Origin of the sequence: Kitasatospora purpeofusca (assembly GCF_034043715.1) — a bacterium.
In the GTDB taxonomy this organism is placed as follows: Bacteria; Actinomycetota; Actinomycetes; order Streptomycetales; family Streptomycetaceae; genus Kitasatospora; species Kitasatospora purpeofusca_A.
In genome coordinates this window covers 124,646-144,943 of sequence record NZ_JAXCLC010000010.1, presented here as the reverse complement: position 1 = coordinate 144,943, position 20,298 = coordinate 124,646, and the positions used below count along the sequence as shown (strand labels likewise).

Sequence of the window (20,298 nt, the reverse complement as noted above, 5' to 3'; positions counted from 1 at the left end):
CCCGACCCGAACCGTCAAGCGCCCTGCGGCGTCTCCAGTACCTCCTTCGAGCGCGGCGAGTCCTCGGCGCAGACCGCCGTCACGAACTCCGCCAGCCGCGTCTGCGGCATACCGCGCGCGATGTCCGCCTCGCTGATCATGCCGACCAGCTCGTGCTCCGGGTGGTTGATCACCGGCAGTCGCCGCACCCGGTACTGCTCCATCACCCGCAGCACCTGTTCGACGTCCTCGTCCGCCTCCACCGTCATCGGCCGCCCCTGGGCCACCTCGCCCGCGGTCACCTGCTCCGGGTCGAGGCCCTCCGCGACGCACTTGAGCACAATGTCCCGGTCGGTGAGGATCCCCAGGAGCTTCTGCCGCTCACCGCAGATCGGCAACGCCCCGACGCCGCGTTCCTTCATGAGCCGGGCCGCGGTGGCGAGCGTCTCGTGCTCGCGCACGCACTCGGCTCCCTGATGCATGATGTCGCCCGCACTGGTCATGATCGGCCTCCTGACCTGCCTGCCACTCCCGTCACTCCATCGTGGTCCGGTCGCCGGGGCCCCGCCACCGGGCCTACCCGGCGGCGCCCCGCCCGCCCTCGGAACCGTCCGACGACTCGGCCGGCACATCGGCCGAGCCCTCGTCCGGCGGGTCCAACGGCGGGGCCGGCGGCACATCGAGCGGCAGGCTCTCCAACACCTCTTCCAACGGCGGGAGCTCGTGCGCCTCGGCACCGCTCACCGGAGGCGTCCCAGCTCCCGCGCCCGGCACCCCGGCCGGCTCCCCCGCCCCCTGCGCCGCGCCCGCGGCCTGGTCCTCCGCCGCGCCCGCAGCCTCGCCCGCCGCCCGCCGATGGGTCTCCGCCGCGCTGTCCAGGAAGCGCAGCAGTTCCACCGGGAACGGCAGCACCAGCGTCGAGTTCTTCTCCGCCGCGACCTCCACCACCGTCTGCAGCAGCCGCAGCTGGAGCGCCGCCGGGGTCGCGCTCATCACCGCCGCCGCCTCCGACAGCCGCGCGGACGCCTGGTACTCACCGTCGGCCGTGATGATCCGCGCACGCCGCTCCCGCTCGGCCTCCGCCTGCCGGGACATCGAGCGCTTCATCGACTCCGGCAGGGCGACGTCCTTGATCTCCACCCGGTCGATCTCGATGCCCCAGCCGAGGGCCGGACTGTCGATCATCAGCTCGAGCCCCTGGTTGATGGGTTCGCGGTTGGCGAGCAGGTCGTCCAGCTCGCTCTTGCCGATGATCGACCGCAGCGAGGTCTGCGCGACCTGGGAGATGGCGAAGTTGTAGTCCTGCACATTGATGATCGCCTTCACCGGGTCCTCCACCCGGAAGTACACGACGGCGTCCACCCGGACGGTCACGTTGTCGCGGGTGATGCCCTCCTGCGCCGGGATCGGCAGCGTCACGATCTGCACGTTCACCCGGCGCAGCTTGTCCGCGACGGGTATCAGCGCGACCAGTCCCGGTCCGCGCACCTCGTCCCGCACCCGGCCGAACCGGAACACCACGCCCTGCTGGAACTGCTGCACGACCCGGACGCTCAGCCCTGCCACCACGGCCGTCAGCATCAGCACGACGACCACGACCGCTATCACCACATCGACGACCATCACGGCCTCCTCGCGCGGCAGCGAGCCCCGGCCGCCGCCGACCCAGCCGGCCGACGGCCGCCGGAACAGGGCTGGTTCCACGCTACGCCTGTCCCGTCCCGACCGGGACGAACCCCCGGCAGCGCCTAGGATCGTCGCCATGCCGCAGCCCCCCGCCGAGGAACCGGCCCCGGCCGACGCCCCCGAGGCCGTCGAGGCCGTCGAGGCCGTCGAGCGCGCGGACGACCCCGCCCGCGCCCCGGACCACCCGCACCATCCCGCCGCAGCCGCCGCCCGGGCCCCGGACCTCACCGCCCTCGACCGCGTCGTCACCGGCTGCCGGGCCTGCCCCCGCCTGGTCGAGTGGCGCGAGGAGACGGCCCGCGTCAAACGCCGCGCCTACCTGGACTGGGACTACTGGGGCCGCCCGATCCCCGGCTTCGGCCCGCCCGACGCCCCGCTCGTCCTGGTCGGCCTCGCCCCGGCCGCGCACGGCGCCAACCGCACCGGCCGGATCTTCACCGGCGACCCCTCCGGCGACCTGCTCTACGCCGCCCTGCACCACCTGGGCCTCGCCAACCGCGCGCTCTCCGTCCGGTACGGCGACGGCCTCGCCCTGGACGGCGTGCGGATCACCGACCCGGTCCGCTGCGCCCCGCCCGACAACAAGCCGAGCACCGCCGAACGCGACACCTGCCGGCCCTGGATCGCCCGCGAGTTCGAACTGCTCCGCCCCACCGTGCGGAGCGTGGTGGCACTCGGCGGCTTCGCCTGGCAGACGCTCCTCCCGGTGCTCGACACGGCCGGCTGGACCGTTCCGCGCCCCCGGCCGCGCTTCGGCCACGGCGCGCACGTCACCCTGGCCGCCCGCGACGGCGGCCCGCCGCTGGAGCTGTACGGCTGCTACCACGTCAGCCCGCGCAACACGAACACCGGCCGGCTCAGCACCGTGATGCTGCGCGGGCTGCTCCGCACCGCCGCCCGTTCCGCCGGGCTCGACCCGGCGGAGGAGTGACGGCACGGCGAAGCGACGGCACGGCGAAGCGACCGCGCGGAGGAGTGACCGCCCGGAGGAGTGCCCGCCCGGAGGAGTGCCCGCACGTGGGAGTGACGGCCGCGCGCTCGCCCGGACCTCAGGCGAACCGGGTCAGCTCCGGCCGGGCCGCCCGCTCCCACACCTCCGGCAGCGCGAGCCGCGCCCGCTCCGCCTGCGCCAGTTGCCGCCCGTACAGCACGCCGTAGCCGAACGGCTCCTTCGAGGCGCGTGCCTGTTCGCGCAGCGCGGTCGAGGCCACCACCGCGTCCTGGTGCTCGCCGAGGACCTCCTGGACGGCCTTCATCCGGGCGACGTACCGCTCGGCCGCCCGGCCCGCCACCGGCAGCGCCGTCTCGCCCGCGTACCGGGCGCGCTTGGCGGCCTTGCGGGCCTCGTGCAGCGCGATGTCCTGTTCCGCGCCCCCGTCGGCCAGCGCGGTCCGGATCCGGTCGGCGGTGCGCCGCTGTTCCCGGGCGGCGACCCGGGTCAGCTCCGGGCCGGCCGCCCGGTCCGCCCGTCCGCGCAGCGGCGGGGCGGTGAGCAGCGCGGCGAGTCCGTCGGCGAGTGCACGGCGGCGGGGGCTGTCCAGGGCGGCGACGACCTCCGGCCAGACCCGCCGGTACTCGGCCCTGCCCCGGCGTTCCAGTTCGGCGGCGACCTGCTCGGGTCCGCACTCCTCGGGCAGTTCCCGGGCCTGCGCCGCCAGTCGCTCGCCCAGGACCTCCTGGTCCCGGGCCCGGCCGAGCGCCGCCGCCAGCCAGCGCAGTTCGGCCACCAGTTCGTCGGTGGCTCCGGGGGCCAGCAGCCGCCGGTAGGTCCGGAACGCGCTGCGCAGGCGCCGACAGGCGACCCGCATCCGGTGCACCGCGTCCGGTTCGTCGGCGCGCACGGCCTCGTCCAGGCCCGCCAGCACCTCGGCCTGCGCCCGGATCCGTCCGAGCACCACCTCACCCACGGTGACCATGTCACCGGTCATCCGCCTGCACCCCCTTCCGGGGCGTCCGGGAATCGCTCCCAGGCTAGCCCGCACCCCCGCTCCGGGGCAGCGCACCTTTCCGCCACGTACCCGGTCCCCGCGGAGCGGGAAGTCGGCGGGTCCGGCGTCCTGTGCACCGAGGTGGGGCGGGTGGGGTCAGGGGCGCAGTTGGATGGCGAGGGACATGGTGTAGCCGACGAGGGCGGCGAAGAAGGTGACGGCGGTGGTGTAGCGGGGGGTGAAGGGGAGGCCGGCGAGGGCGGGGTAGAGGAGGACGGCGGTGCCGGCGGCGACGTCGGCGAGGTAGAGGCCGCGGGGCGGGAGGATGCCGGTGGTGCGGGCGGCCCAGCCGGTGGCGACGAGGAAACCGGTGAGCAGTATGAAGCCGGAGAGCAGGCCGGAGCCGATGCTGGAGAGGACGGGGTGCGGCTCGGGTGGGAGTTCGCCCTCGGGGACGGCGGGGCGCAGTCGGTGGGCGATCGCCAGGGCGCCGACGGCGAGGGTCACGCAGGCGGCGGCGCTCAGCAGCGGGACGGGGTTCATCGGCGGCTCCGGGAGCTGGTGCGGTGGTGCTGTCCGAGGGCTGCGGCGAGCGCGGCCGGGACGAGGACGGTGAGGAGGAGGACGGTCGTCCAGGTGGTGGCGTCGAGGCCGGCGGCCGGGGGTGCGGTGGGGGGCGGGGGTGCGGCGACGACGGCCGTGAGGGTGGCGGTCGGAGCGGGGGGCGGGGGCATGGGCGGGGGCGGTGCCGTCCAGTTGGGCGGGGCCGGTACGTGCGGGGCGGAGGGGGACGGTTCGGGTCCCGGCCGGAGGGTGACGGGGGCGTGCGGCGGGAGTGGTGGCGCGGCGGACTTCGCGGGAGACGGTGTGGACGGCTCGTGGGGCGTGGCGGCGGACGGCGCGGTGGGGGCCGGAGCGGACGGTTGGGCGGCGGACGGTTGGGCGGCGGGCGACGGCACGGAGGGCACCGACGGCGACGGAGAAGCCGAGGGGGAGGGCACGGAGGACGGCGTGGGCAACGGCGTGGGTGTGGAGGAAGGCGTGGCAGAAGGCGAAGGCGAAGACGGCGGGCAGGGCGTCGCGGAGTGCGAAGGGTACGAAGGGTGCGGGGCAGGCGGCGGGAACCACGGCCACGGCCACGGCGGTGACGGCACCGCGGGCACCTCCGGCACGTCGGGCACCCCCGGCCCCGGGCCACGGGCATAGTCCATCGCCCGATTGTCGGACCGTCCCACCGCCCCTGGCAGCCGCTGACGGGTCCTCACCCGCCGTCGCGCCGTCAAACCCATCGCCCCGGTGAACTCCCCGCCCCCGGACCGCGAACGAACGACCGACGCGGGACAATCTGTGCGCCGATCCGGCCACCGCCCCCGACGCACCCTCGTGCCCGGCGTAAGGGCCGTGACATACTCCCGAGCGTGACGACCTCCACCCACGCGACGAGGGCCCTGCGGGCCGCGGTGTTCACCGCGCTCGCCGTGCCGCTGTCCGCGCTGGGCCAGGTGGTCATCACCGGTCGCCCGCTGCCGCTCACCCTGGTGGTGGTCGCGACCGCCGTCGTCTTCCTGGTCGCGGCCGCGCTGTCCGGCGGGGAGCGACGGTTGGCGCAGATAGCGGCCGTGATGGTCCCGGTCGAACTGCTGCTCAACACGACGTTCAATCTGGGCCAGACCAGTTGTGGTCCGGTCCTCGGCGCCGACCTCCCCGCCCGCGGCATGAACCTGCTGGTCTGTGGTGGCGGCTCGGTGGACGGCTCCTCGCTGCTCTACGGCCAGTTGGGGCACTCCGGGCGGCTGGCGCCCGCGGCCACCCAACTGCTGCTCCTGCTGGTGCACCTGGTGATCGCGCTGGCCGCCGCGGCCTGGCTGCGGCTGGGTGACGCGGCCCTGTCCGGCCTGGTGCGGGCGCTGCGCGCGCTGCGCCAGGCGGTCGCGGCGCCGCTGCGGGCGCTGGTCGCGCTGCTGGTTCCGGCACCGGTCCGGCCGGTGCTGCGGGTGCCGCTGCCGGTCCCGGACCGCCGCCGCCCGCACCGCGAGGACGTGGTGCTGAGTCCGGCGCCGCGCCGCGGCCCGCCGCTGTTCGCGCCTGCCCGCTGACGACGTCCTGACGACTGCCCCGTGACGGGCTCCCAGGTGTCCGGCGGGCGGCGCGCCACCCCGCCTCCCGCCCAGTAGTCCCCTCCGGCCCCGTACCTCCGCCGGCGCCCCCGCGCGCCAGTGCAGTACGCCGCGCGCCGGAGTGGGGACACCTCCGCGCGCCCCTTGGCGCGCCCCATCACGGAGTTGAACCGACATGGCTCACCCCAACCAGAAGCCCTCCCGCAAGCAGTCCCAGAAGATCGGCGCCCGTGAGCGCATCCAGGAGGCGCAGCGCCTGGAGAAGCTGGCGAACGCCCGCCGGCGGCGGATCGTCATCGGTGTCTCGCTCGTCGTCGGTCTCGCCCTGGTCGGCGGCACCGCGCTGGCGATCAGCGCGGCCGGCGACAGCAAGTCCTCCTCGACGGAGGCGGTCGAGCCGACCGCGATGGTCGTCCCGGCGAACACCTCGGGTGCGGACGGCACGGTCATCACGTACGGCAGGACGGACGCCGCGCACACCCTCCAGGTGTTCGAGGACTTCCGCTGCCCGGTGTGCAAGAACTTCGAGGCGGCCAACGGCGATGCCGTCCGGAAGCTGGTGGACGACGGCACGTTCAAGGTCGAGTACCACCTGGCCGCGTTCCTGGACAAGAACCTCGGCGGCAAGGGCTCGCGCACCGCGCTGGCGGCGATCGGCGCCGCGGTGAACGAGGGCGCGGACAAGTTCAAGGCGTACCACGACGTGCTGTACGCCAACCAGCCGGACGAGCGCGAGGACGGTTTCGGCGACGTCAACCACCTGCTGGAGCTGGCCAACAAGGTGCCGGGTCTGAAGACCGACGCCTTCGTCAAGGCGGTCACGGACCGGACGTACGCGCCGTGGGCGAAGAAGGTCGCGGACGCGTTCAACGACAGCGGGGTGACCGGGACCCCGACGGTGAAGGTGGACGGCAAGCCGCTGACGCTGTTCAGCGGCAACAAGGCGCTGACGTCGGAGCAGTTCACCGCGCAGGTGAAGCAGGCCGCGGGCTTGCAGTGAGCACCACCGGCCCGGCCGATTTCCCGGCCGGGCCGGCCCTTCCTCACCCACGGAGTGCTCTGCCATGACCGCATCGACCGCTCTGCCGTCCCACTCCTCCCCCCGTCCCGCTCCCGCCGGTCCGGTCGTGGCCGGTCCGGGGCCGGTCGGCGCGGGCCGCGCGTTCTCACTGTTCCTCCTGCTGTCCGCGCTGGTCGGGCTGGCCGCCTCGGCGGTGCTGACCTTCGACAAGCTCCGCATCCTGGAGGATCCCTCCTACATACCGAGCTGCAACATCAATCCGGTGATCAGCTGCGGTTCGGTGATGCGCACCGCGCAGGCCGAGGTGTTCGGCTTCCCGAACCCGCTGCTGGGGCTGGCCGCGTTCGGCGCGCTGGCGGCGGTCGGCGCGGGTCTGCTGGCGGGGGCCGCGTACCGGCGCTGGTTCTGGCTGGGGCTGCAGGCCGGGACGCTGTTCGGGGTGGGGTTCACGCACTGGCTGATCGGCCAGGCGCTGTACGACATCGGCGCGCTGTGCCCGTACTGCATGGTGGTCTGGGTGACGGTGGTGGCGCTGTTCTGGTACACGACGCTGCACAATCTGCGGTCCGGGGTGATCCCGGTCGGGCCCCGGCTGCGGCCGGTGGTCCGGGAGGCGGCCCGCTACCACTGGGCGCTGCCGGTGCTGTGGGCGGCGGTGGTCGCGCTGCTGATCCTGAACCGGTTCTGGTCGTACTGGTCGACGCTGATCTGACGCCCGGCGCCGTTCCGGGATGCGCCGCCGGGCCGTCAGCCGAGGACGGTCCGGCGGAAGGCGTTGCGCAGGTCGGTGAGCGGCCGGAAGTCGCGGCCGTAGTGGACCTTGTTGGTGAGCAGCAGCGCCCAGCGGCCGCGGCGGCGGGAGACCCAGACGCCGGTACCGGTGAAGCCGTAGTGGGCGAAGGTGCCGGCGGCGGGGTCGGTGCCGGCGGCGCAGAGCCAGGACAGGCCGCGGGCGGGGGCGAGTCCGCCGGTGTGGACGCGCAGGGACTCGGTGATCCAGGGTTCGCCCCAGGGGAGTCCGGTGCCGGCGGGCGGGGCGAGCACGGCGGTGAGGAAGCGTTCCAGGTCACGGGCGGTGGAGAAGGCGCCGGCGTTGCCGGAGACGCCGCCGAGCAGCCGGGCCGAGGGGTCGTGCACGGTGCCGCACAGGATGCCGCCGGCGGTGCGCTCGTACCCGGTGGGTGCGGTGCGGTGTGCGGTGTCCGGGCCGAGCGGGCCGTAGTGGGTGTCGGTCATGCCGAGCGGCTGCCAGACCTGCCGGGCGGCGAGCCGGTCGAGCGGTGCGCCGGCGAGGTCCTCGACGAGGTGTCCGAGCAGGACGGCGGCCCGGTCGGTGTATTCGACGGCTGCGCCGGGCGGGCGGTGCAGCGGGGCGGCGAGGAGGCCGGCCCGGATCGCCGCCGGGTCGTCGCCGTAGAGTTCGGCGAAGCGGGTGCGCAGTGGCATTCCGGCGGTGTGGGTGAGCAGTTGACGGGCCGTCACGATGCCGACGGGCTGCCGCGCGGCGGGGGGCCAGTAGTCGGCGAGGGGGCGGTCGAGGGGCAGCCGGCCGGTCTGCCGGAGGGCTCCGGCGCACGGCCAGAGGGCGATGATCTTGGTGATGCTGGCCAGGTCGAAGACGGTGTCGTGGTCCATCTCCCGTGCGGCCCAGGGGCCTCGGCCGAGGGGGCCGGTCCGGCCGCGGGCCCGGACTCCGCCGGCGTCGCCCACCGACCAGACGCCACCGGTCCCGGCGGCGCGCAGGCCCTCGGTCATCAGGCGGGCCAACGGACCGTCCGGGTCGGCGAGTTCGGCGAACTCGGCAGGTTCAGTGGGTTCGCCGGGTTCAGCGGGTTCGGCGCGCGCGGCGAACCCGGCGGCCTCGGCGGGTCCATTGCGTGCGGCGGGCAGTACCGGTCCGGTCATCCGCGGTTCTCCCCCGCCCGTCACCGGCCGTCGGCCGGCGCCCCTCCCGAGGGGTCCGGTCGGTCCCCCTCGGGAGGTTACCCGGCCGGGGCCCGGTTCAGACGGCGGACCCGCCGTCGAACTCCTTGCCCAGGCAGATGCTCTGCGGGTGTTCGCGGTAGAGGCCGAACTTCTCGATCGCCGCGTACCCCTCGGACGCGTACAGGGCGATGGCCTCGGGCTGCTCGCTGCCGGTCTCCAGGACGAACCTGGTCCGGCCCGCCTCGGCGGCGGTCCGCTCCAGGTGGCGCAGCAGCGTCCGGGCCAGGCCCCGGCCACGTGCCTCGGGGCGGACGAACATGCGCTTCACCTCGGCGTCGCCGTCACGGAGTCCGAACGGCGCCGCCGCCTTGGCGCGCCAGCCGCCGCAGGCGACCGGCCGGCCGTCGAGGTACGCGATCACGAAGAGGCCGGCGGGCGGCTCGAAGTGGTCGGGGTGCAGCCGGGTGAGGTCGCCCTCGCCGTAGCGGACGACGTACTCCTGCTGGACCTCCGCGGCGAGGAGCTGGGCGTCGGGGTGCCCGAAGCCGGTGACGCGCAGCTCGATGCGGTCACCCGTGCGGTCGTGTGCGAAGGTTCCGCCGGTGGTGGTGCTCTCCATGGTCGTCCAGCCTACGGCCCTCGCTCAGCCCGCCTCCGGTCGGCCCTCGAACCGGGCGACCAGCGCCGCCTTCTCGAACATCCGGGCGGTGTCGACGGCGGACGGGGTGCCGGCGGAGGGGTCGGCACCGCCGGCGAGCAGGGCGTCGAGGACGTCGTCGTTGCCCTTGAAGACGGCGCCGGCGAGCGGGGTCTGACCCCGGTCGTTGGGCCGGTTCGGGTCGGCGCCGCGCTCCAGCAGGGCGGTGACCGCGACGGCGTGGCCGTGGTAGGCGGCGAGCATCAGCAGGGTGTCACCGCGGTCGTTGGTGAGGTCGGCCGGGGCGCCGGCGTCGACGTAGGCGGCGAGGGTGGCGGAGTCGCCGGCCCGGGCGGCGTCGAAGAGCCTGCCGGCCAGGGCGATCACGTCGGCGTCGGGGGTGTCGGTCATGTCTCGGCCTTTCTCCGCGGAACGGCCCGGACCGGGGCCGCTCCGGCGTGGTCGGTGGTCGCGCCGGACGCACGGTAGCGCACGACACGCGGGCGGGAAGGTTGCGCGCCCATTCGGGGGAACTTTCCACCACCCCTGGAAACTTCCCGCCCGGGGGCAGGAATGGCCGGGCGCACCGGAAATGCGGCACCCCCGGGCCCCGGCGTGGTCGGTTCGCATACCGCCGTCCGGATCACGGAGTGGGGTGACTCCCGAGATCCACCCATTTGCGCCGTTCCATCATCTATTACTTTTTGTCACGATTATGGCACTTTCCGTGACACTGTCCCCGTCCCCTCCCTCGAGGAGCAGAACGTGATCCTCTCGATTTCCGGCATCGTCCTGTTCGGCACCATCACCTTCCTCTTCTTCCGCAGGGACGGACTCAAGGTCTCCCATGCGATCGTCTGTGCCCTCCTCGGTTTCTACATCGCCGGCTCCTCGATCGCGCCGAGCATCACCGCGGGCGGCGCGACCCTCGCCAGCCTGCTCGGAGGCATCAAGTTCTAGGAGCGGTCGCCCCGACCGCCAGGGCCCGGGTCGGATCCCACCGCCCCGGGCCCGGCCGTTCCCGCCGGAGCCGCCGCCGCACCGGCCGCCGCAGCAAGCCCCGTTCCGCCCGATCGTCCCACTCGCCCGGGGAGCCAAGGAATGCCGCTCAACCGCCACCACCTCAGCAAGGGTCGCGACCTCGCCCGCACGGCCGGCGACCACGCCTCCGACATGTTCGCGCCGCTCACCGTCGTCGGCCGGGGGCTGCGCCACCACGCCGGCTGGGCCAAGGAACGCTGGCAGGCCACCCCGAAGGAGCGGCGCGGGCCGACGGTGTTCCTGGTCGCCGCGATGCTGGTCGGGATCTTCCTGCTGCCGCACGGCCTGCTGTTCGCCCTGGTCGCGCTGATGGCCAGCGCCGCCTGGGCCGGACGCGCGCCCAAGGCCCCGCCCGGCCCGCCCGAGCCGGACGTCGTCGAAGTCAAGCTCACCGCCCTGTACGCGGCGCTCACCCCGTACCTGGCCGGGCCGGGCGAGTTCGTCCCGCTCTACCACCACGAGGGCAGTTGGAAGGACGTCTTCTCCGGCTGGGAGTTCGACGCCGGGGGGCGGCTCTCCCGGCTGGAGATCGCCTACCCCGCGTACTTCACCGACACCGAGCCGGCCGCCCGGGCCCGGATCGAGCAGGTCGTCCAGGGCAAGGCCGGCCGGGCCCGCGAGTACCGCTTCGACTGGGACGAGGAGTCCAACCGGCTGCGGATCGCCGCCCTGGCGCCGCTGCCCACGGACATCGCCGCCCAGCGCTTCGTGGCCGCGCCCGGTGAGATCGTGCTCGGCTTCACCGACGAGGACGGCAGCGCCAGGACCATCCCGGTGCAGCAGGGCGGGGCACCCGCCCAGCAGCCGCCGGTGGTGTGGCGCACCGGTCCGCGCTCGGCCGAGCCGCACCTGCTGGCGCTCGGCGTCAGCGGCTACGGCACCTCCAGCCTGATCCGCTCGATCGCCCTCCAGGCCCTGCCGTACGCCGACCTGATGGTGATCGACGGCGCCGGCACCGGCGAGCACGCCTGCCTGGTCAACCGGCCCGGCGTGCACACCGTGGAGACCAGCCTGCACGGCGCGCTGGCCGCGCTGCACTGGGCCGCCCAGGAGACCGAGCGCCGGCTCACCGCGCTGAACGCCGCCCGGCACACCGGCACCGCGCCGCCCGCGGACGTCACCCGGCCGCTGTGGCTGCTGCTCGACCACCCGACCGAACTGACCGAGCTGGCCCACGCCGAGGGCCGGCCGGACCCGCAGGACCTGCTGGAGCTGCCGCTGCGGCACGGCCGCGCCGCCCGGGTCACGGTGGTCGTCGCCGACGACATCGAGGCCCGGGACCGGATCTCGCCGAGCGTCCGGGCCACCGCCCGGGCCCGGGTGGTGCTCGGCCCGGCCGGTCCCGAGGAGAGCCGCGCCGCCCTCGGGGTGCCGCTGGACATCGTGCCCGCCGCGCACGCCCCGGCCGGACGCGGCTACGCCCGGATCGGCACCGGCACCCCGGTCCGGCTGCAGCTGCCGGCCACCGTCGACCCCCTGGACGAGGAGGCGCCGGCCGCGCTGCGGGACGCCGTGATCGCCCTGCTGCCGCACCGCGACACCCGCACCGAGGCACCCGCGCCGGCCCAGTCGGCCCAGTCGGCGCAGCCGCTGCCCGCGCTCCCGGACGGCCTGCCGCCGGTCGCGGTGGAGCTGGATCCGGCCGCGCACGCCGGGGTGGACCTCGCCAAGGGCCCGGCCGCGCTACGCTTTCGCCCACTCGCCTGACCGGCGGCCACACATCCGAAGGGGAGGGGCGGCTCCGACCGTCGAATCCCGGCCCGGTACGCTCGTCCGGGAAAGGCCGACCGATCACCAGGTGTGAAATAGGTGACACCTGGGGTGATATCACCGGTCAGATGTGACAAATCGGGCGCCGGTGGGTACAAACAGGGACGGCACAACAGACGACGCATGTCCCGGGACGGGAATCTTCGTCGGAAGCCGAGCGTTGACCGAACGACGAAGAACAGCGACCACTAGTCCTGTGGGCCATAAGCCCGGGAGGCACGATTCATGAGCGAGCGAGCTCTCCGCGGCACGCGACTCGGGGCCACTAGCTACGAGACCGACCGCGGTATTGATCTGGCTCCCCGCCAGACCGTCGAGTACGCATGTCAGAACGGACACCGATTCGAGGTTCCTTTCTCGGTCGAGGCCGAGATCCCCTCCGCCTGGGAATGCCGCTTCTGCGGCCAGGAGGCGGTACTTCTCGACGGTGACGAGCCCGAGGAGAAGAAGACCAAGCCGACGCGTACCCATTGGGACATGCTGATGGAGCGCCGGACCCGTGAGGAGTTGGAGGAGGTGCTGGCCGAGCGGCTGGCCGTGCTCCGCTCCGGTGGGATGAACCTCGCGGTCCACCCGCGGGACACCCGCAAGAGCGCCTGACCCCGCTCCCGCCGGTCGGCGGGGGCACGCGAAAAGGGACCCTGGTCACCAGGGTCCCTTTCGCGTTGCCCCCCGGTAGCGGGGCCGCCGGTGGTCCGGCCGGGACGGGCCCTGGCCGGGACCACCGGCGGCGGGCGCCGGCGGGGGCGGGTCAGCCGTTGAGGGGCGGGCGGTAGCCGGTGTCCGGGCCCTGCGGTCCGGCCGCCGGGCCGGCGCCCGGCTCGACCACCTCGCCCTGGATCACCTTGCCGTCCGGGCGGTGGATCCGCAGCTGCTCCTGCAGCCGCATCGCGTCCGCCAGCGGGTCGGCGCCCGCGGTCGCGGCGGAGCGCAGCACCTTGTCGGCCGCCCGGCGCCCGGCCGCCCGCCACAGCGCGCGGGTGGGCGGGAACAGCAGGGTCAGCGCCAGCCCGTCCGAGAGGAAGCCGGGCAGGATCAGCAGCAGGCCGGCCAGCACGGTGAGGCTGGTCCCGGTCTGCGGCTGCTCCGGTCGCGGGTCCCGGGTCTGCTCGAAGGCCGCCGACAGGGCGCGCGCGCCGGCCCGCTTGATCAGCGAGCCGCCGATCAGCACGCCCGCGATCAGCAGCAGCACCACGGTCAGGCCGCCCAGCCAGGAGCCCACCTGCACCAGCAGCCAGATCTCCAGTACCAGCCAGGCGGTGACCAGCAGCGGCAGCGCGCGCCGCAGCTTCGAGCGCGGGGCCGGACGGGTGGGGGTGTCTTGCCGGGTCACGGTACGAATCCACTCCAGGCGGTGCTCTGCGCGCCGCACGGGAGGTCCGGGCCGGCTACGGCACCACCTGGTCCAACGGTCGACCGGCGGCCGGTGTTCCACCGGGCGCGGGCCCGGTGGAACAGCGGGTCATCCGCCCGTGGTGGGAGCGCTGTCCGGGGCGGTGGCCGTGGCGTCCGCGGGGGCCGTCGCACGGCGGCGGCGGGCCACCAGCAGGCCCCCGGCGCAGGCCAGCAGGCCGGCCACCGCGAGCGTCCACTCGGGGGCGGGGCCGACCCGGTCGGCGACGGTGGTGCCGTCGCGCAGCGGGACGGTCGCGGTCAGCTCGGCGGCGGTCAGCTCCTCGGTGCGCTGGACGACGGTGCCGTCCGGGGCGATGACCGCGCTGATGCCGCTGGTCGCGGCGATCAGCACCGCGCGGCCGTGCTCGACGGCGCGCAGCCGGCTCATCGCGAGCTGCTGCTCCGGCTGCCCGGTCCTGGCGTAGGTGGCGTTGTTGGTCTGCACGACGAGCACCCGGGCGCCCTGGTCGACGGTGTCGCGGACGATCTCGTCGTAGGCGACCTCGAAGCAGATGACGTCCCCGATCCGGGCCGGGCCGAGCTGCATGACGCCGTTGTGGTCGCCGGGGTAGAAGTCGCGGGCGACCCGCTGGAGGCGGGTGATGACCTTGGAGAGCTGGTCGCGGAAGGGCACGTACTCGCCGAACGGCACCGGGTGCTGCTTGGTGTAGGAGGCGCCGGGGCCGGTCTTCGGGTCCCAGACGATGCCCTCGTTCTGCACGTGCTGCTCGTCGGGGCCGTCGACGAGGGTGCCGACCAGGGTGGGCACGCCGATCGCGCGGACGGCCTCGTCGATCCGCCGGTAGGCCAGCGGGTCGGAGAACGGGTCGAGGTCGGAGGAGTTCTCCGGCCAGATCACGATGTCCGGCTTCTCGGCCCGGCCGGCCCTGATGTCCTCGGCGAGCTTCTCGGTGGCGGCGGCGTGGTTGTTGAGGACCATCATCGGGCGGCCGAGGAAGTCCATGCCGGGGTTGGGGACGTTGCCCTGGATGACGGCGACCTTGACGGTGTCGGCGGGCGCGGTGGGCACCGGCACCAGGAAGCCGGCGAGCATCGTGGCGACGGCGCCGAGCGCGGCGAGCGCGGCCGCGACGGGGCGGCGGTCGGTGCCGCGGCCGGCCGCCCGGACGGCGGCCCAGGCCAGCAGGGTGCCGGACAGGGCGACGGCGAAGGTCACCAGCGGGGCGCCGCCGAGTGCGGCCAGCGGGGTGTAGGGGGTGGCGGTGTTGGCGAAGGCCAGCCGGCCCCAGGGGAAGCCGCCGAGCGGCAGCCGGTCGCGGGCCCACTCCTGGGTGATCCACAGGCAGGCGCCCCAGAGCGGCCAGCCGGGCAGCCGGGAGGTGACGGCGAGGCCGGAGCCCATGGCGGCCAGGAAGAGCGCCTCGATGACGGACAGGCCGACGGTGGCGTCCCAGCCGACCACTCGCAGCCAGCTGAGCAGCATCAGGAAGAACGGCAGGCCGAAGGCGAAGCCGGTCCAGGCGGCCTGGCGGGCGGTGCGGCCCCGGGTGAGCAGGGACAGCGCGGCGACGCCGAGCAGGGACAGCGGCCACAGGTCGAAGGGCGGGAAGGCCAGCGCGAGCAGCAGCCCGGCGAGCGCGGCCAGCCCGGTGCGGGGCAGGCCGGCCCGGATCCTGGCGAGGGCCCGGGCGGCTCGGCCCGGGCCGGGTTCCTCGTCGGGGGTTTCGGGTGCGGGACCGGACCGCTCCTGGGTGACGGGCATGACCACCGTCGCACCATCTCTCTCGACGCCGTCCCGCCGTGGTGTACGGGGACGGCAGTTCGGACGCTGTCCGAAGAAGGTACCCCGTCCGGACACCCTGCCGTGAGGTGAGGGTCGCCTTGCGCCGTCCCGCGGGCCGCTCGGCGGGCGGTGGACGTCACCTCGGCCGGTCGCCCCGGCCCGTCAGCGCGGGGCGTACGCCACCTCGGCGAACGGCCAGGCGGTGGTGAGCCAGGCGGAGACCGCGCGGTGGAGCGGGGCGTCCAGCTCGGCCCGGTCGGCCCGGACCCAGGAGCTGACATCGGTGGCGCCGGGCCGCTCGTCGTCCGGGTAGATGTAGACGCACCCGACGACGGTGTCGCCGGGGACGGCGCGGACGCTGTAGGTGAAGCCCCGGCGGGCCTCGAAGTCGGCGGCGTGCCGGCGCAGGTCGGCGAGGTTGCGGTCGAGGTCCATGCCCTCGGCCGGGGGCCAGGTGCCGTCCGTGAAGCCGGGGGTGGCCCGGATGTGGGCGATGCTGCCGGTCCAGGCGGCGTGGTCGGCCTCGTTGTGCTGCTCGCCGAGGGGTTCCAGGCGGAACCCCTCGGCGTCGAGGGCGCGGGGGACGGTGAAGTCGGCGGGGACGAACGGCTGATCGGTCATGGGGGCCAACCTAGGGCCGCCGACCCGCTCCGATCATCCGGTTTTCGCGCCGGGTTACGCGCCGGTTTCTGTGCCGGTCCACGCGCCTGTTTCCGTGCCGGTTTCCGTGCCGGCTTCCGCGCCCGGTCCGGCCTCGGCGAGGTGGACGGTGCGGCCCCGGACCACGGTGCGCAGGCAGCTGGGCAGCGGGTGGCCCGGGGTGAGGTCGGGCAGGCCGGGGGTGCCGGAGCGCGGGTCGGTGGACCAGCCGGCCACCCGGTCGTCCGGCGCCTGCACGACCAGTTCGGTGGCGGCCCAGACGGCGAAGCTGGCGACCGCGCCGGGGACGAGCACGCCGTCCTGGTCGCGGCCGACCGCCCGCCAGCCGCCCCGGGTGTGGGCGGTGAACGCGGCCCGGACCGAGATCCGGTGCTCGGGGGTGCGGTGGAAGGCGGCGGCCCGGACGGTGCCCCAGGGGTCCAGCGGGGTGACCGGGGCGTCCGAGCCGAAGGCCAGCGGGACGCCGGAGCGCAGCAGCGCGGCGAACGGGTTGAGCGCGGCGGCCCGCTCGGCGCCGAGGCGCTGGACGTACATGCCGTCCGGGCCGCCCCAGGCGGCGTCGAAGGCGGGCTGCACGGAGGCGGTGAGGCCGAGTTCGGCGAAGGCGGCGACGGCCTTGTCGTCGAGGGCCTCGGCGTGCTCGACCCGGTGGCGCAGCGCCCGGACGCGGTCGGCGCCGACCCGGTCGCCGGCCGCCCGCACGCCCTCCAGGACGGCGGCGACCGCGGCGTCCCCGATGGCGTGGAAGCCGGCCTGGAGGCCGGCCTCGGTGCAGGCGGCGACGTGGTCGGCGACCTGGGCGGCGGTCAGGTAGGAGGTGCCGGTGTGCGTGGCGTCGGCGTAGTCGTGGCGCAGGCAGGCGGTGTGCGAGCCGAGGGCGCCGTCGACGAAGAGGTCGCCGCCGGCGCCGACGGCGCCGAGCCGGCGGGCGGTCTCGACGCCGCCGCGCTCGGCGAGCTCGCCCCAGTAGCCGAACACCTCGGGGCCGTCGCCCTCGGCCGCCAGTTCGAGCAGGGCGGTGAGGTCCTGCTCGGAGGAGATCTCGGGGCCCGCGCACTCGTGCAGGGCGCCGATGCCGAGTTCGGCGGCGCGGGCGAGGGCGGCGCGCTGGGCGTGGCGGCGCTGGGCGGGGGTGAGGCCGGCGAGCGCGGTCGCGCGGACGGCGTGGTGGGCGTCGCGGGTGAGCGGGCCCTCGGGGTGGAAGCCGGGCCGTTCGGCGAGGCCGTCGGTGAGGGCGCGCAGCGCGGTGGTGGCGAGCGCGGAGTGCACGTCGGTGCGGGAGAGGTAGACCGCGGCGCCGCCGGCGGCGGCGTCCAGTTCGGCGAGGGTCGGCGGGCGGCCCTCGGGCCAGCCGGTCTCGTCCCAGCCGTGGCCGATGAGGACGCCGCCGGGCTGCTCGCGGGCGGTGAAGGCGGTGACGGCGGCCAGGGCGGCGGCCAGCGAGGGGGTGCCGGTGAGGTCGAGGCCGGTGAGCGCGAGGCCGGTGGCGGTGGCGTGCGCGTGGGCGTCGACGAAGGCGGGGGTGACCAGGGCGCCGTCGAGTTCGACGATCTCGTCGGCGGTCCGCGCGTAGGCCTCGGCGGCGCCGTCGCTGCCGACCCAGGCGACGTGCTCGCCCTCGACGAGCATGGCGGTGGCGAAGGGGTCGGCGGGGCTGTAGACGGCGCCGCCGCGCAGCAGGACGGTCCGGGTGATGCGTTCGGTCATGGGGCCCAGTCTGCACCCCCTGGAGGGCCGGTCAGAGCCTCGGGGGCCGGGCCTCGTAGGGGGTGGACAGGACGACGGTGGTGCGGGTGGAGACGCCGGCGGCGCTGCGGATGCGGGCCAGCAGGTCCTCCAGGTCGCCGGGGGCGCCGACGCGGACCTTGAGGATGTAGTTCTCCTCGCCGGCGACGCTGTGGCAGGCCTCGATCTCGGGCAGGTCGGCCAGCCGCTCGGGTGTGTCGTCCGGGGCGCTCGGGTCGAAGGGCTTGACCGAGATGAACGCGGTGAGTGCCAGGTCGACGGCGTCGGGGTCGACGATCGCGGTGTAGCCGCGGATCACCCCACGCTGTTCGAGGCGGCGCACCCGCTGGTGCACCGCCGAGGTGGACAGGCCGGTGGCCTTGCCCAGGTCCGTGTAGCTCATCCGGCCGTCCTGGAGAAGCAGTCGGACGATGCGTTGATCGAGATCCTCCACAACGCGCAAACCTACCCTCTCGGGGGCGCGCGGATCACGGCGGCGGGGGGGCGGGCGGCGCCGGGCCGGGGGGCGCACGCGGGGCCGGGAAGGGGGCGCGGAGTGGCATCCGGCGCGCCCCGGGGTGCCGTGCGGGCACATGCCGGACGAATGTGGCGAAGGACACACCCGGTGCATCACAGTGCGCCGAACTGCAGGGTTATGAGTCCGCGCCGGCGGGAAGTGCTGGTTGTGGCCCCGGGTGACCACACCGGGCCCGATCCGAGGGGGATCACGATGCGCGTTACCGACCAGCGCCCGACGGGCGCGGACGACGCCCACGATACGACCGACCGCGAGGACCTCGCGGTCCCCTACGACGCCGCCCCGGGGGTGGATCCGGGCGAGGCCGAGCTGTGGGAGATCGTCCGGGTCGACTGCCCGTCCTGCCGGCGTCCGATCGCCCTGGTGGGCGACGAGGAGCGGCTGCCGCAGCACGCCGTGCTGCCCCGGGCCTGGCACCCCTTCTCCCCCACCCTGTGCCCGGGCTCGGGCGCGCCGACGGACGACCTGGTCGAGGTGGAGTGCGCCGAGGAGGCCGACCCGACCGGCCTGGGCGCGCTGTTCTCGCCGCCGGGCGAGCACGACTGGCGCACCCAGCCGTTCTCGCACGCGACGGTGCACCGCCCGGTCCGCTCGGGCTCCGCGCCGGTCATTCCCGAGCAACGCGGCCGGTTCTCCCGGCGCTGAGCGCCGGCCGCGCGCCCGGGCATCGCGCGTCGGCCCCGATGATCGGCAGAACGGCCCCCGGTCCCGCTCCGCACCCAGGAGCGGGGCCGGGGGCCGTCCGCGTGCCGTCCGCCGGGCACCCTCGGGGGGCGGCGGCGGACGGCCGACGGCGGGCAGGTCAGCCCTTCGTAAGGTCAGCCCTTGGCGAGGTCAGCCCTTCGTAAGGTCAGCCCTTGGTGAGGTGGCGGCCGATCACCAGCCGCTGGATCTGGTTGGTGCCCTCGACGATCTGCAGCACCTTGGCCTCGCGCATGTAGCGCTCGGCCGGGAAGTCCTGGGTGTAGCCGTAGCCGCCGAGCACCTGGACGGCGTCGGTGGTCACCCGCATCGCGGCGTCGGTGCAGAACAGCTTCGCCATCGCCGCCTCCTTGGAGAATGCCTGGCCGGCGTCGCGGCGGCGGGCGGCGGACAGGTAGAGCGCGCGGCCCGCCTCGATCTGGGTGGCCATGTCGGCGAGCATGAAGGACAGGCCCTGGAAGTCGGCGATCGGCCGGCCGAACTGGTGGCGGCCGCGCGCGTAGTCGACCGCGGTGTCGAGCGCGGCCTGGGCGACGCCGATCGCGCAGGCGGCGATGCCGAGCCGGCCGGAGTCCAGCGCGGCGAGCGCGATCTGGAAGCCCTGGCCCTCGCTGCCGATCAGCCGGTCCCGGGAGACCCGGGCGCCGTCGAAGTGCAGCTGGGCGGTGGGCGAGGACTTCATGCCCATCTTGTGCTCGGGCGGGGCGGCCGAGAGGCCGGGCTGGGTGCCGGGCACCAGCAGGCAGCTGATCCCCCGGGCGCCCTCCTCGCCGGTGCGCACCAGGGCGCTGTAGAAGTCGGCCTCGCCACCGTGGGTGATCCAGGCCTTGGTGCCGCGGACGACGTACTCCTCGCCGTCCAGGTCGGCCCGGGTGCGCAGGGCGGCGGCGTCGGAGCCGGACTGCGGCTCGGACAGGCAGTAGGCGCCGAGCTGCTCGCCGGAGAGCATCCCGGGCAGCCAGCGCCCGCGCTGCTCGTCGGTGCCGAAGGTGGCGAGCGCGTGGCAGGAGAGGGTGTGCACGCTGACGCCCAGACCGACGGCCAGCCAGCCGGACGCCAGCTCCTCCAGCACCTGGAGGTAGACCTCGTACGGCTGCTCGCCGCCGCCGTACTCCTCGTCGTACGGGAGGGAGAGCAGGCCGGCCTCGCCGAGCGTGCGGAAGACCTCGCGCGGGAAGCGGCCGGCGGCCTCGTCCTCCGCGGCGCGCGGCTTCAGCTCCCGCTGGACGAGGTCCCGGGTGAGGCTCAGGAGCTCGCGGGCCTCCTCGCTGGGCAGCTGGCGGTCCACGGACTTCGCGGGGGAGGTGGTCATAGCGGCTGGTCGCCTCCTCGATCGTGCGCCGGGCCCCGGGGTGTGATCGGGCCCGCGCGGGGTGTGGCAGCTTCGGCCGGGCGGCACCGGATCGCGGTGAACGGCCGTTCACAGGCA

Annotated in this window: 22 protein-coding genes; 8 read left to right on the top strand and 14 right to left on the bottom strand. The window is 75.0% G+C overall.

All coding sequences use genetic code 11. The features are described from left to right. Window positions 1-14: 14 nt before the first annotated feature. Both SM793_RS08035 and SM793_RS08030 read right to left on the bottom strand, forming a co-directional pair. On the bottom strand, window positions 15-482 hold the full coding sequence (locus SM793_RS08035) for a CBS domain-containing protein (protein WP_320437349.1): 468 nt from the start codon (window positions 480-482) through the stop codon (window positions 15-17). Between the two features lie 73 nt (window positions 483-555). Then, complete coding sequence (locus SM793_RS08030) at window positions 556-1,602, bottom strand: slipin family protein (protein ID WP_320437355.1); 1,047 nt, start codon at window positions 1,600-1,602, stop codon at window positions 556-558. Window positions 1,603-1,741: 139 nt separating this feature from the next. On the opposite strand from SM793_RS08030, the gene SM793_RS08025 reads away from it, so the two are divergent. After that, entirely contained in the window at window positions 1,742-2,596 is an 855-nt protein-coding gene (locus SM793_RS08025; protein ID WP_320437348.1) for a uracil-DNA glycosylase, read from the top strand. A gap of 118 nt (window positions 2,597-2,714) precedes the next feature. On the opposite strand, the gene SM793_RS08020 is transcribed toward SM793_RS08025, so the two are convergent. The 3 genes from SM793_RS08020 to SM793_RS08010 all read right to left on the bottom strand — a co-directional run bounded on the left by SM793_RS08020 (window position 2,715) and on the right by SM793_RS08010 (window position 4,327). Then, window positions 2,715-3,593, bottom strand: coding sequence for a CHAD domain-containing protein (locus tag SM793_RS08020; protein WP_320437347.1), 879 nt, complete (start codon window positions 3,591-3,593; stop codon window positions 2,715-2,717). Window positions 3,594-3,749: 156 nt separating this feature from the next. Beyond that, entirely contained in the window at window positions 3,750-4,136 is a 387-nt protein-coding gene (locus SM793_RS08015; RefSeq protein WP_320437346.1) for a hypothetical protein, read from the bottom strand. Beyond that, window positions 4,133-4,327, bottom strand: coding sequence for a hypothetical protein (locus SM793_RS08010; protein WP_320437345.1), 195 nt, complete (start codon window positions 4,325-4,327; stop codon window positions 4,133-4,135). Before SM793_RS08010 ends, SM793_RS08015 begins: the two co-directional genes overlap by 4 nt. Before the next feature lie 684 nt (window positions 4,328-5,011). On the opposite strand from SM793_RS08010, the gene SM793_RS08005 reads away from it, so the two are divergent. From SM793_RS08005 to SM793_RS07995, 3 genes are all read left to right on the top strand, one after another. Beyond that, window positions 5,012-5,689 (top strand): hypothetical protein, encoded by a 678-nt coding sequence (locus tag SM793_RS08005; protein ID WP_320437344.1) that lies wholly within the window; start codon window positions 5,012-5,014, stop codon window positions 5,687-5,689. A gap of 196 nt (window positions 5,690-5,885) precedes the next feature. Then, window positions 5,886-6,710 (top strand): DsbA family protein, encoded by an 825-nt coding sequence (locus SM793_RS08000; RefSeq protein WP_320437343.1) that lies wholly within the window; start codon window positions 5,886-5,888, stop codon window positions 6,708-6,710. A gap of 64 nt (window positions 6,711-6,774) precedes the next feature. After that, the gene (locus SM793_RS07995) at window positions 6,775-7,443 is read left to right on the top strand and encodes a vitamin K epoxide reductase family protein (protein ID WP_320437342.1); all 669 of its coding nucleotides are present in this window, start codon (window positions 6,775-6,777) and stop codon (window positions 7,441-7,443) included. 35 nt (window positions 7,444-7,478) lie between these two features. On the opposite strand, the gene SM793_RS07990 is transcribed toward SM793_RS07995, so the two are convergent. The 3 genes from SM793_RS07990 to SM793_RS07980 form a co-directional block, all read right to left on the bottom strand. Next, entirely contained in the window at window positions 7,479-8,636 is a 1,158-nt protein-coding gene (locus SM793_RS07990; protein WP_320437341.1) for a serine hydrolase domain-containing protein, read from the bottom strand. A 97-nt stretch (window positions 8,637-8,733) separates the two neighbouring features. Next, a complete protein-coding gene (locus tag SM793_RS07985; protein WP_320437340.1) occupies window positions 8,734-9,276 on the bottom strand; it encodes a GNAT family N-acetyltransferase in 543 nt (180 codons plus the stop codon). A 24-nt stretch (window positions 9,277-9,300) separates the two neighbouring features. Further along, the gene (locus tag SM793_RS07980) at window positions 9,301-9,705 is read right to left on the bottom strand and encodes an ankyrin repeat domain-containing protein (RefSeq protein ID WP_320437339.1); all 405 of its coding nucleotides are present in this window, start codon (window positions 9,703-9,705) and stop codon (window positions 9,301-9,303) included. A 354-nt stretch (window positions 9,706-10,059) separates the two neighbouring features. Here SM793_RS07980 and SM793_RS07975 point away from each other — a divergent pair, with 354 nt between their 5' ends. From SM793_RS07975 to SM793_RS07965, 3 genes are all read left to right on the top strand, one after another. Beyond that, window positions 10,060-10,254, top strand: a complete 195-nt coding sequence (locus SM793_RS07975) for a hypothetical protein (RefSeq protein ID WP_030306123.1) — start codon at window positions 10,060-10,062, stop codon at window positions 10,252-10,254. 141 nt (window positions 10,255-10,395) lie between these two features. Next, window positions 10,396-12,042, top strand: a complete 1,647-nt coding sequence (locus SM793_RS07970) for a hypothetical protein (protein ID WP_320437338.1) — start codon at window positions 10,396-10,398, stop codon at window positions 12,040-12,042. A 288-nt stretch (window positions 12,043-12,330) separates the two neighbouring features. Then, the gene (locus tag SM793_RS07965) at window positions 12,331-12,705 is read left to right on the top strand and encodes an RNA polymerase-binding protein RbpA (protein ID WP_030396357.1); all 375 of its coding nucleotides are present in this window, start codon (window positions 12,331-12,333) and stop codon (window positions 12,703-12,705) included. 151 nt (window positions 12,706-12,856) lie between these two features. Here SM793_RS07965 and fxsA read toward each other — a convergent pair whose 3' ends face one another. From fxsA to SM793_RS07940, 5 genes are all read right to left on the bottom strand, one after another. Then, window positions 12,857-13,438, bottom strand: a complete 582-nt coding sequence (fxsA, locus tag SM793_RS07960) for an FxsA family membrane protein (RefSeq protein ID WP_320437337.1) — start codon at window positions 13,436-13,438, stop codon at window positions 12,857-12,859. A gap of 129 nt (window positions 13,439-13,567) precedes the next feature. After that, window positions 13,568-15,223, bottom strand: a complete 1,656-nt coding sequence (gene lnt / locus SM793_RS07955; RefSeq protein WP_320437336.1) for an apolipoprotein N-acyltransferase — start codon at window positions 15,221-15,223, stop codon at window positions 13,568-13,570. A gap of 183 nt (window positions 15,224-15,406) precedes the next feature. Then, window positions 15,407-15,865: an N-acetyltransferase gene (locus tag SM793_RS07950; RefSeq protein WP_320437335.1), complete on the bottom strand. Its 459-nt coding sequence runs from the start codon at window positions 15,863-15,865 to the stop codon at window positions 15,407-15,409. Between the two features lie 54 nt (window positions 15,866-15,919). Continuing rightward, the gene (locus tag SM793_RS07945) at window positions 15,920-17,611 is read right to left on the bottom strand and encodes an amidohydrolase (protein ID WP_320437334.1); all 1,692 of its coding nucleotides are present in this window, start codon (window positions 17,609-17,611) and stop codon (window positions 15,920-15,922) included. Between the two features lie 31 nt (window positions 17,612-17,642). Beyond that, window positions 17,643-18,083, bottom strand: a complete 441-nt coding sequence (locus SM793_RS07940; protein ID WP_320437333.1) for an Lrp/AsnC family transcriptional regulator — start codon at window positions 18,081-18,083, stop codon at window positions 17,643-17,645. Between the two features lie 276 nt (window positions 18,084-18,359). Between SM793_RS07940 and SM793_RS07935 the strand changes: the two genes are divergently transcribed. Next, window positions 18,360-18,812, top strand: a complete 453-nt coding sequence (locus SM793_RS07935) for a hypothetical protein (RefSeq protein ID WP_320437332.1) — start codon at window positions 18,360-18,362, stop codon at window positions 18,810-18,812. Between the two features lie 205 nt (window positions 18,813-19,017). Here SM793_RS07935 and SM793_RS07930 read toward each other — a convergent pair whose 3' ends face one another. Beyond that, on the bottom strand, window positions 19,018-20,181 hold the full coding sequence (locus SM793_RS07930; RefSeq protein ID WP_320437331.1) for an acyl-CoA dehydrogenase family protein: 1,164 nt from the start codon (window positions 20,179-20,181) through the stop codon (window positions 19,018-19,020). Window positions 20,182-20,298: the final 117 nt, after the last annotated feature.

Bases quoted from the DNA above. Each gene is read 5' to 3' on its own strand.
- SM793_RS08035 (WP_320437349.1), bottom strand. From the start codon at position 482: ATGACCAGTGCGGGCGACATCATGCATCAGGGAGCCGAGTGCGTGCGC.
- SM793_RS08030 (WP_320437355.1), bottom strand. From the start codon at position 1,602: ATGGTCGTCGATGTGGTGATAGCGGTCGTGGTCGTCGTGCTGATGCTG.
- SM793_RS08025 (WP_320437348.1), top strand. From the start codon at position 1,742: ATGCCGCAGCCCCCCGCCGAGGAACCGGCCCCGGCCGACGCCCCCGAG.
- SM793_RS08020 (WP_320437347.1), bottom strand. From the start codon at position 3,593: ATGACCGGTGACATGGTCACCGTGGGTGAGGTGGTGCTCGGACGGATC.
- SM793_RS08015 (WP_320437346.1), bottom strand. From the start codon at position 4,136: ATGAACCCCGTCCCGCTGCTGAGCGCCGCCGCCTGCGTGACCCTCGCC.
- SM793_RS08010 (WP_320437345.1), bottom strand. From the start codon at position 4,327: ATGCCCCCGCCCCCCGCTCCGACCGCCACCCTCACGGCCGTCGTCGCC.
- SM793_RS08000 (WP_320437343.1), top strand. From the start codon at position 5,886: ATGGCTCACCCCAACCAGAAGCCCTCCCGCAAGCAGTCCCAGAAGATC.
- SM793_RS07995 (WP_320437342.1), top strand. From the start codon at position 6,775: ATGACCGCATCGACCGCTCTGCCGTCCCACTCCTCCCCCCGTCCCGCT.
- SM793_RS07990 (WP_320437341.1), bottom strand. From the start codon at position 8,636: ATGACCGGACCGGTACTGCCCGCCGCACGCAATGGACCCGCCGAGGCC.
- SM793_RS07985 (WP_320437340.1), bottom strand. From the start codon at position 9,276: ATGGAGAGCACCACCACCGGCGGAACCTTCGCACACGACCGCACGGGT.
- SM793_RS07980 (WP_320437339.1), bottom strand. From the start codon at position 9,705: ATGACCGACACCCCCGACGCCGACGTGATCGCCCTGGCCGGCAGGCTC.
- SM793_RS07970 (WP_320437338.1), top strand. From the start codon at position 10,396: ATGCCGCTCAACCGCCACCACCTCAGCAAGGGTCGCGACCTCGCCCGC.
- SM793_RS07965 (WP_030396357.1), top strand. From the start codon at position 12,331: ATGAGCGAGCGAGCTCTCCGCGGCACGCGACTCGGGGCCACTAGCTAC.
- lnt (WP_320437336.1), bottom strand. From the start codon at position 15,223: ATGCCCGTCACCCAGGAGCGGTCCGGTCCCGCACCCGAAACCCCCGAC.
- SM793_RS07950 (WP_320437335.1), bottom strand. From the start codon at position 15,865: ATGACCGATCAGCCGTTCGTCCCCGCCGACTTCACCGTCCCCCGCGCC.
- SM793_RS07945 (WP_320437334.1), bottom strand. From the start codon at position 17,611: ATGACCGAACGCATCACCCGGACCGTCCTGCTGCGCGGCGGCGCCGTC.
- SM793_RS07935 (WP_320437332.1), top strand. From the start codon at position 18,360: ATGCGCGTTACCGACCAGCGCCCGACGGGCGCGGACGACGCCCACGAT.
- SM793_RS07930 (WP_320437331.1), bottom strand. From the start codon at position 20,181: ATGACCACCTCCCCCGCGAAGTCCGTGGACCGCCAGCTGCCCAGCGAG.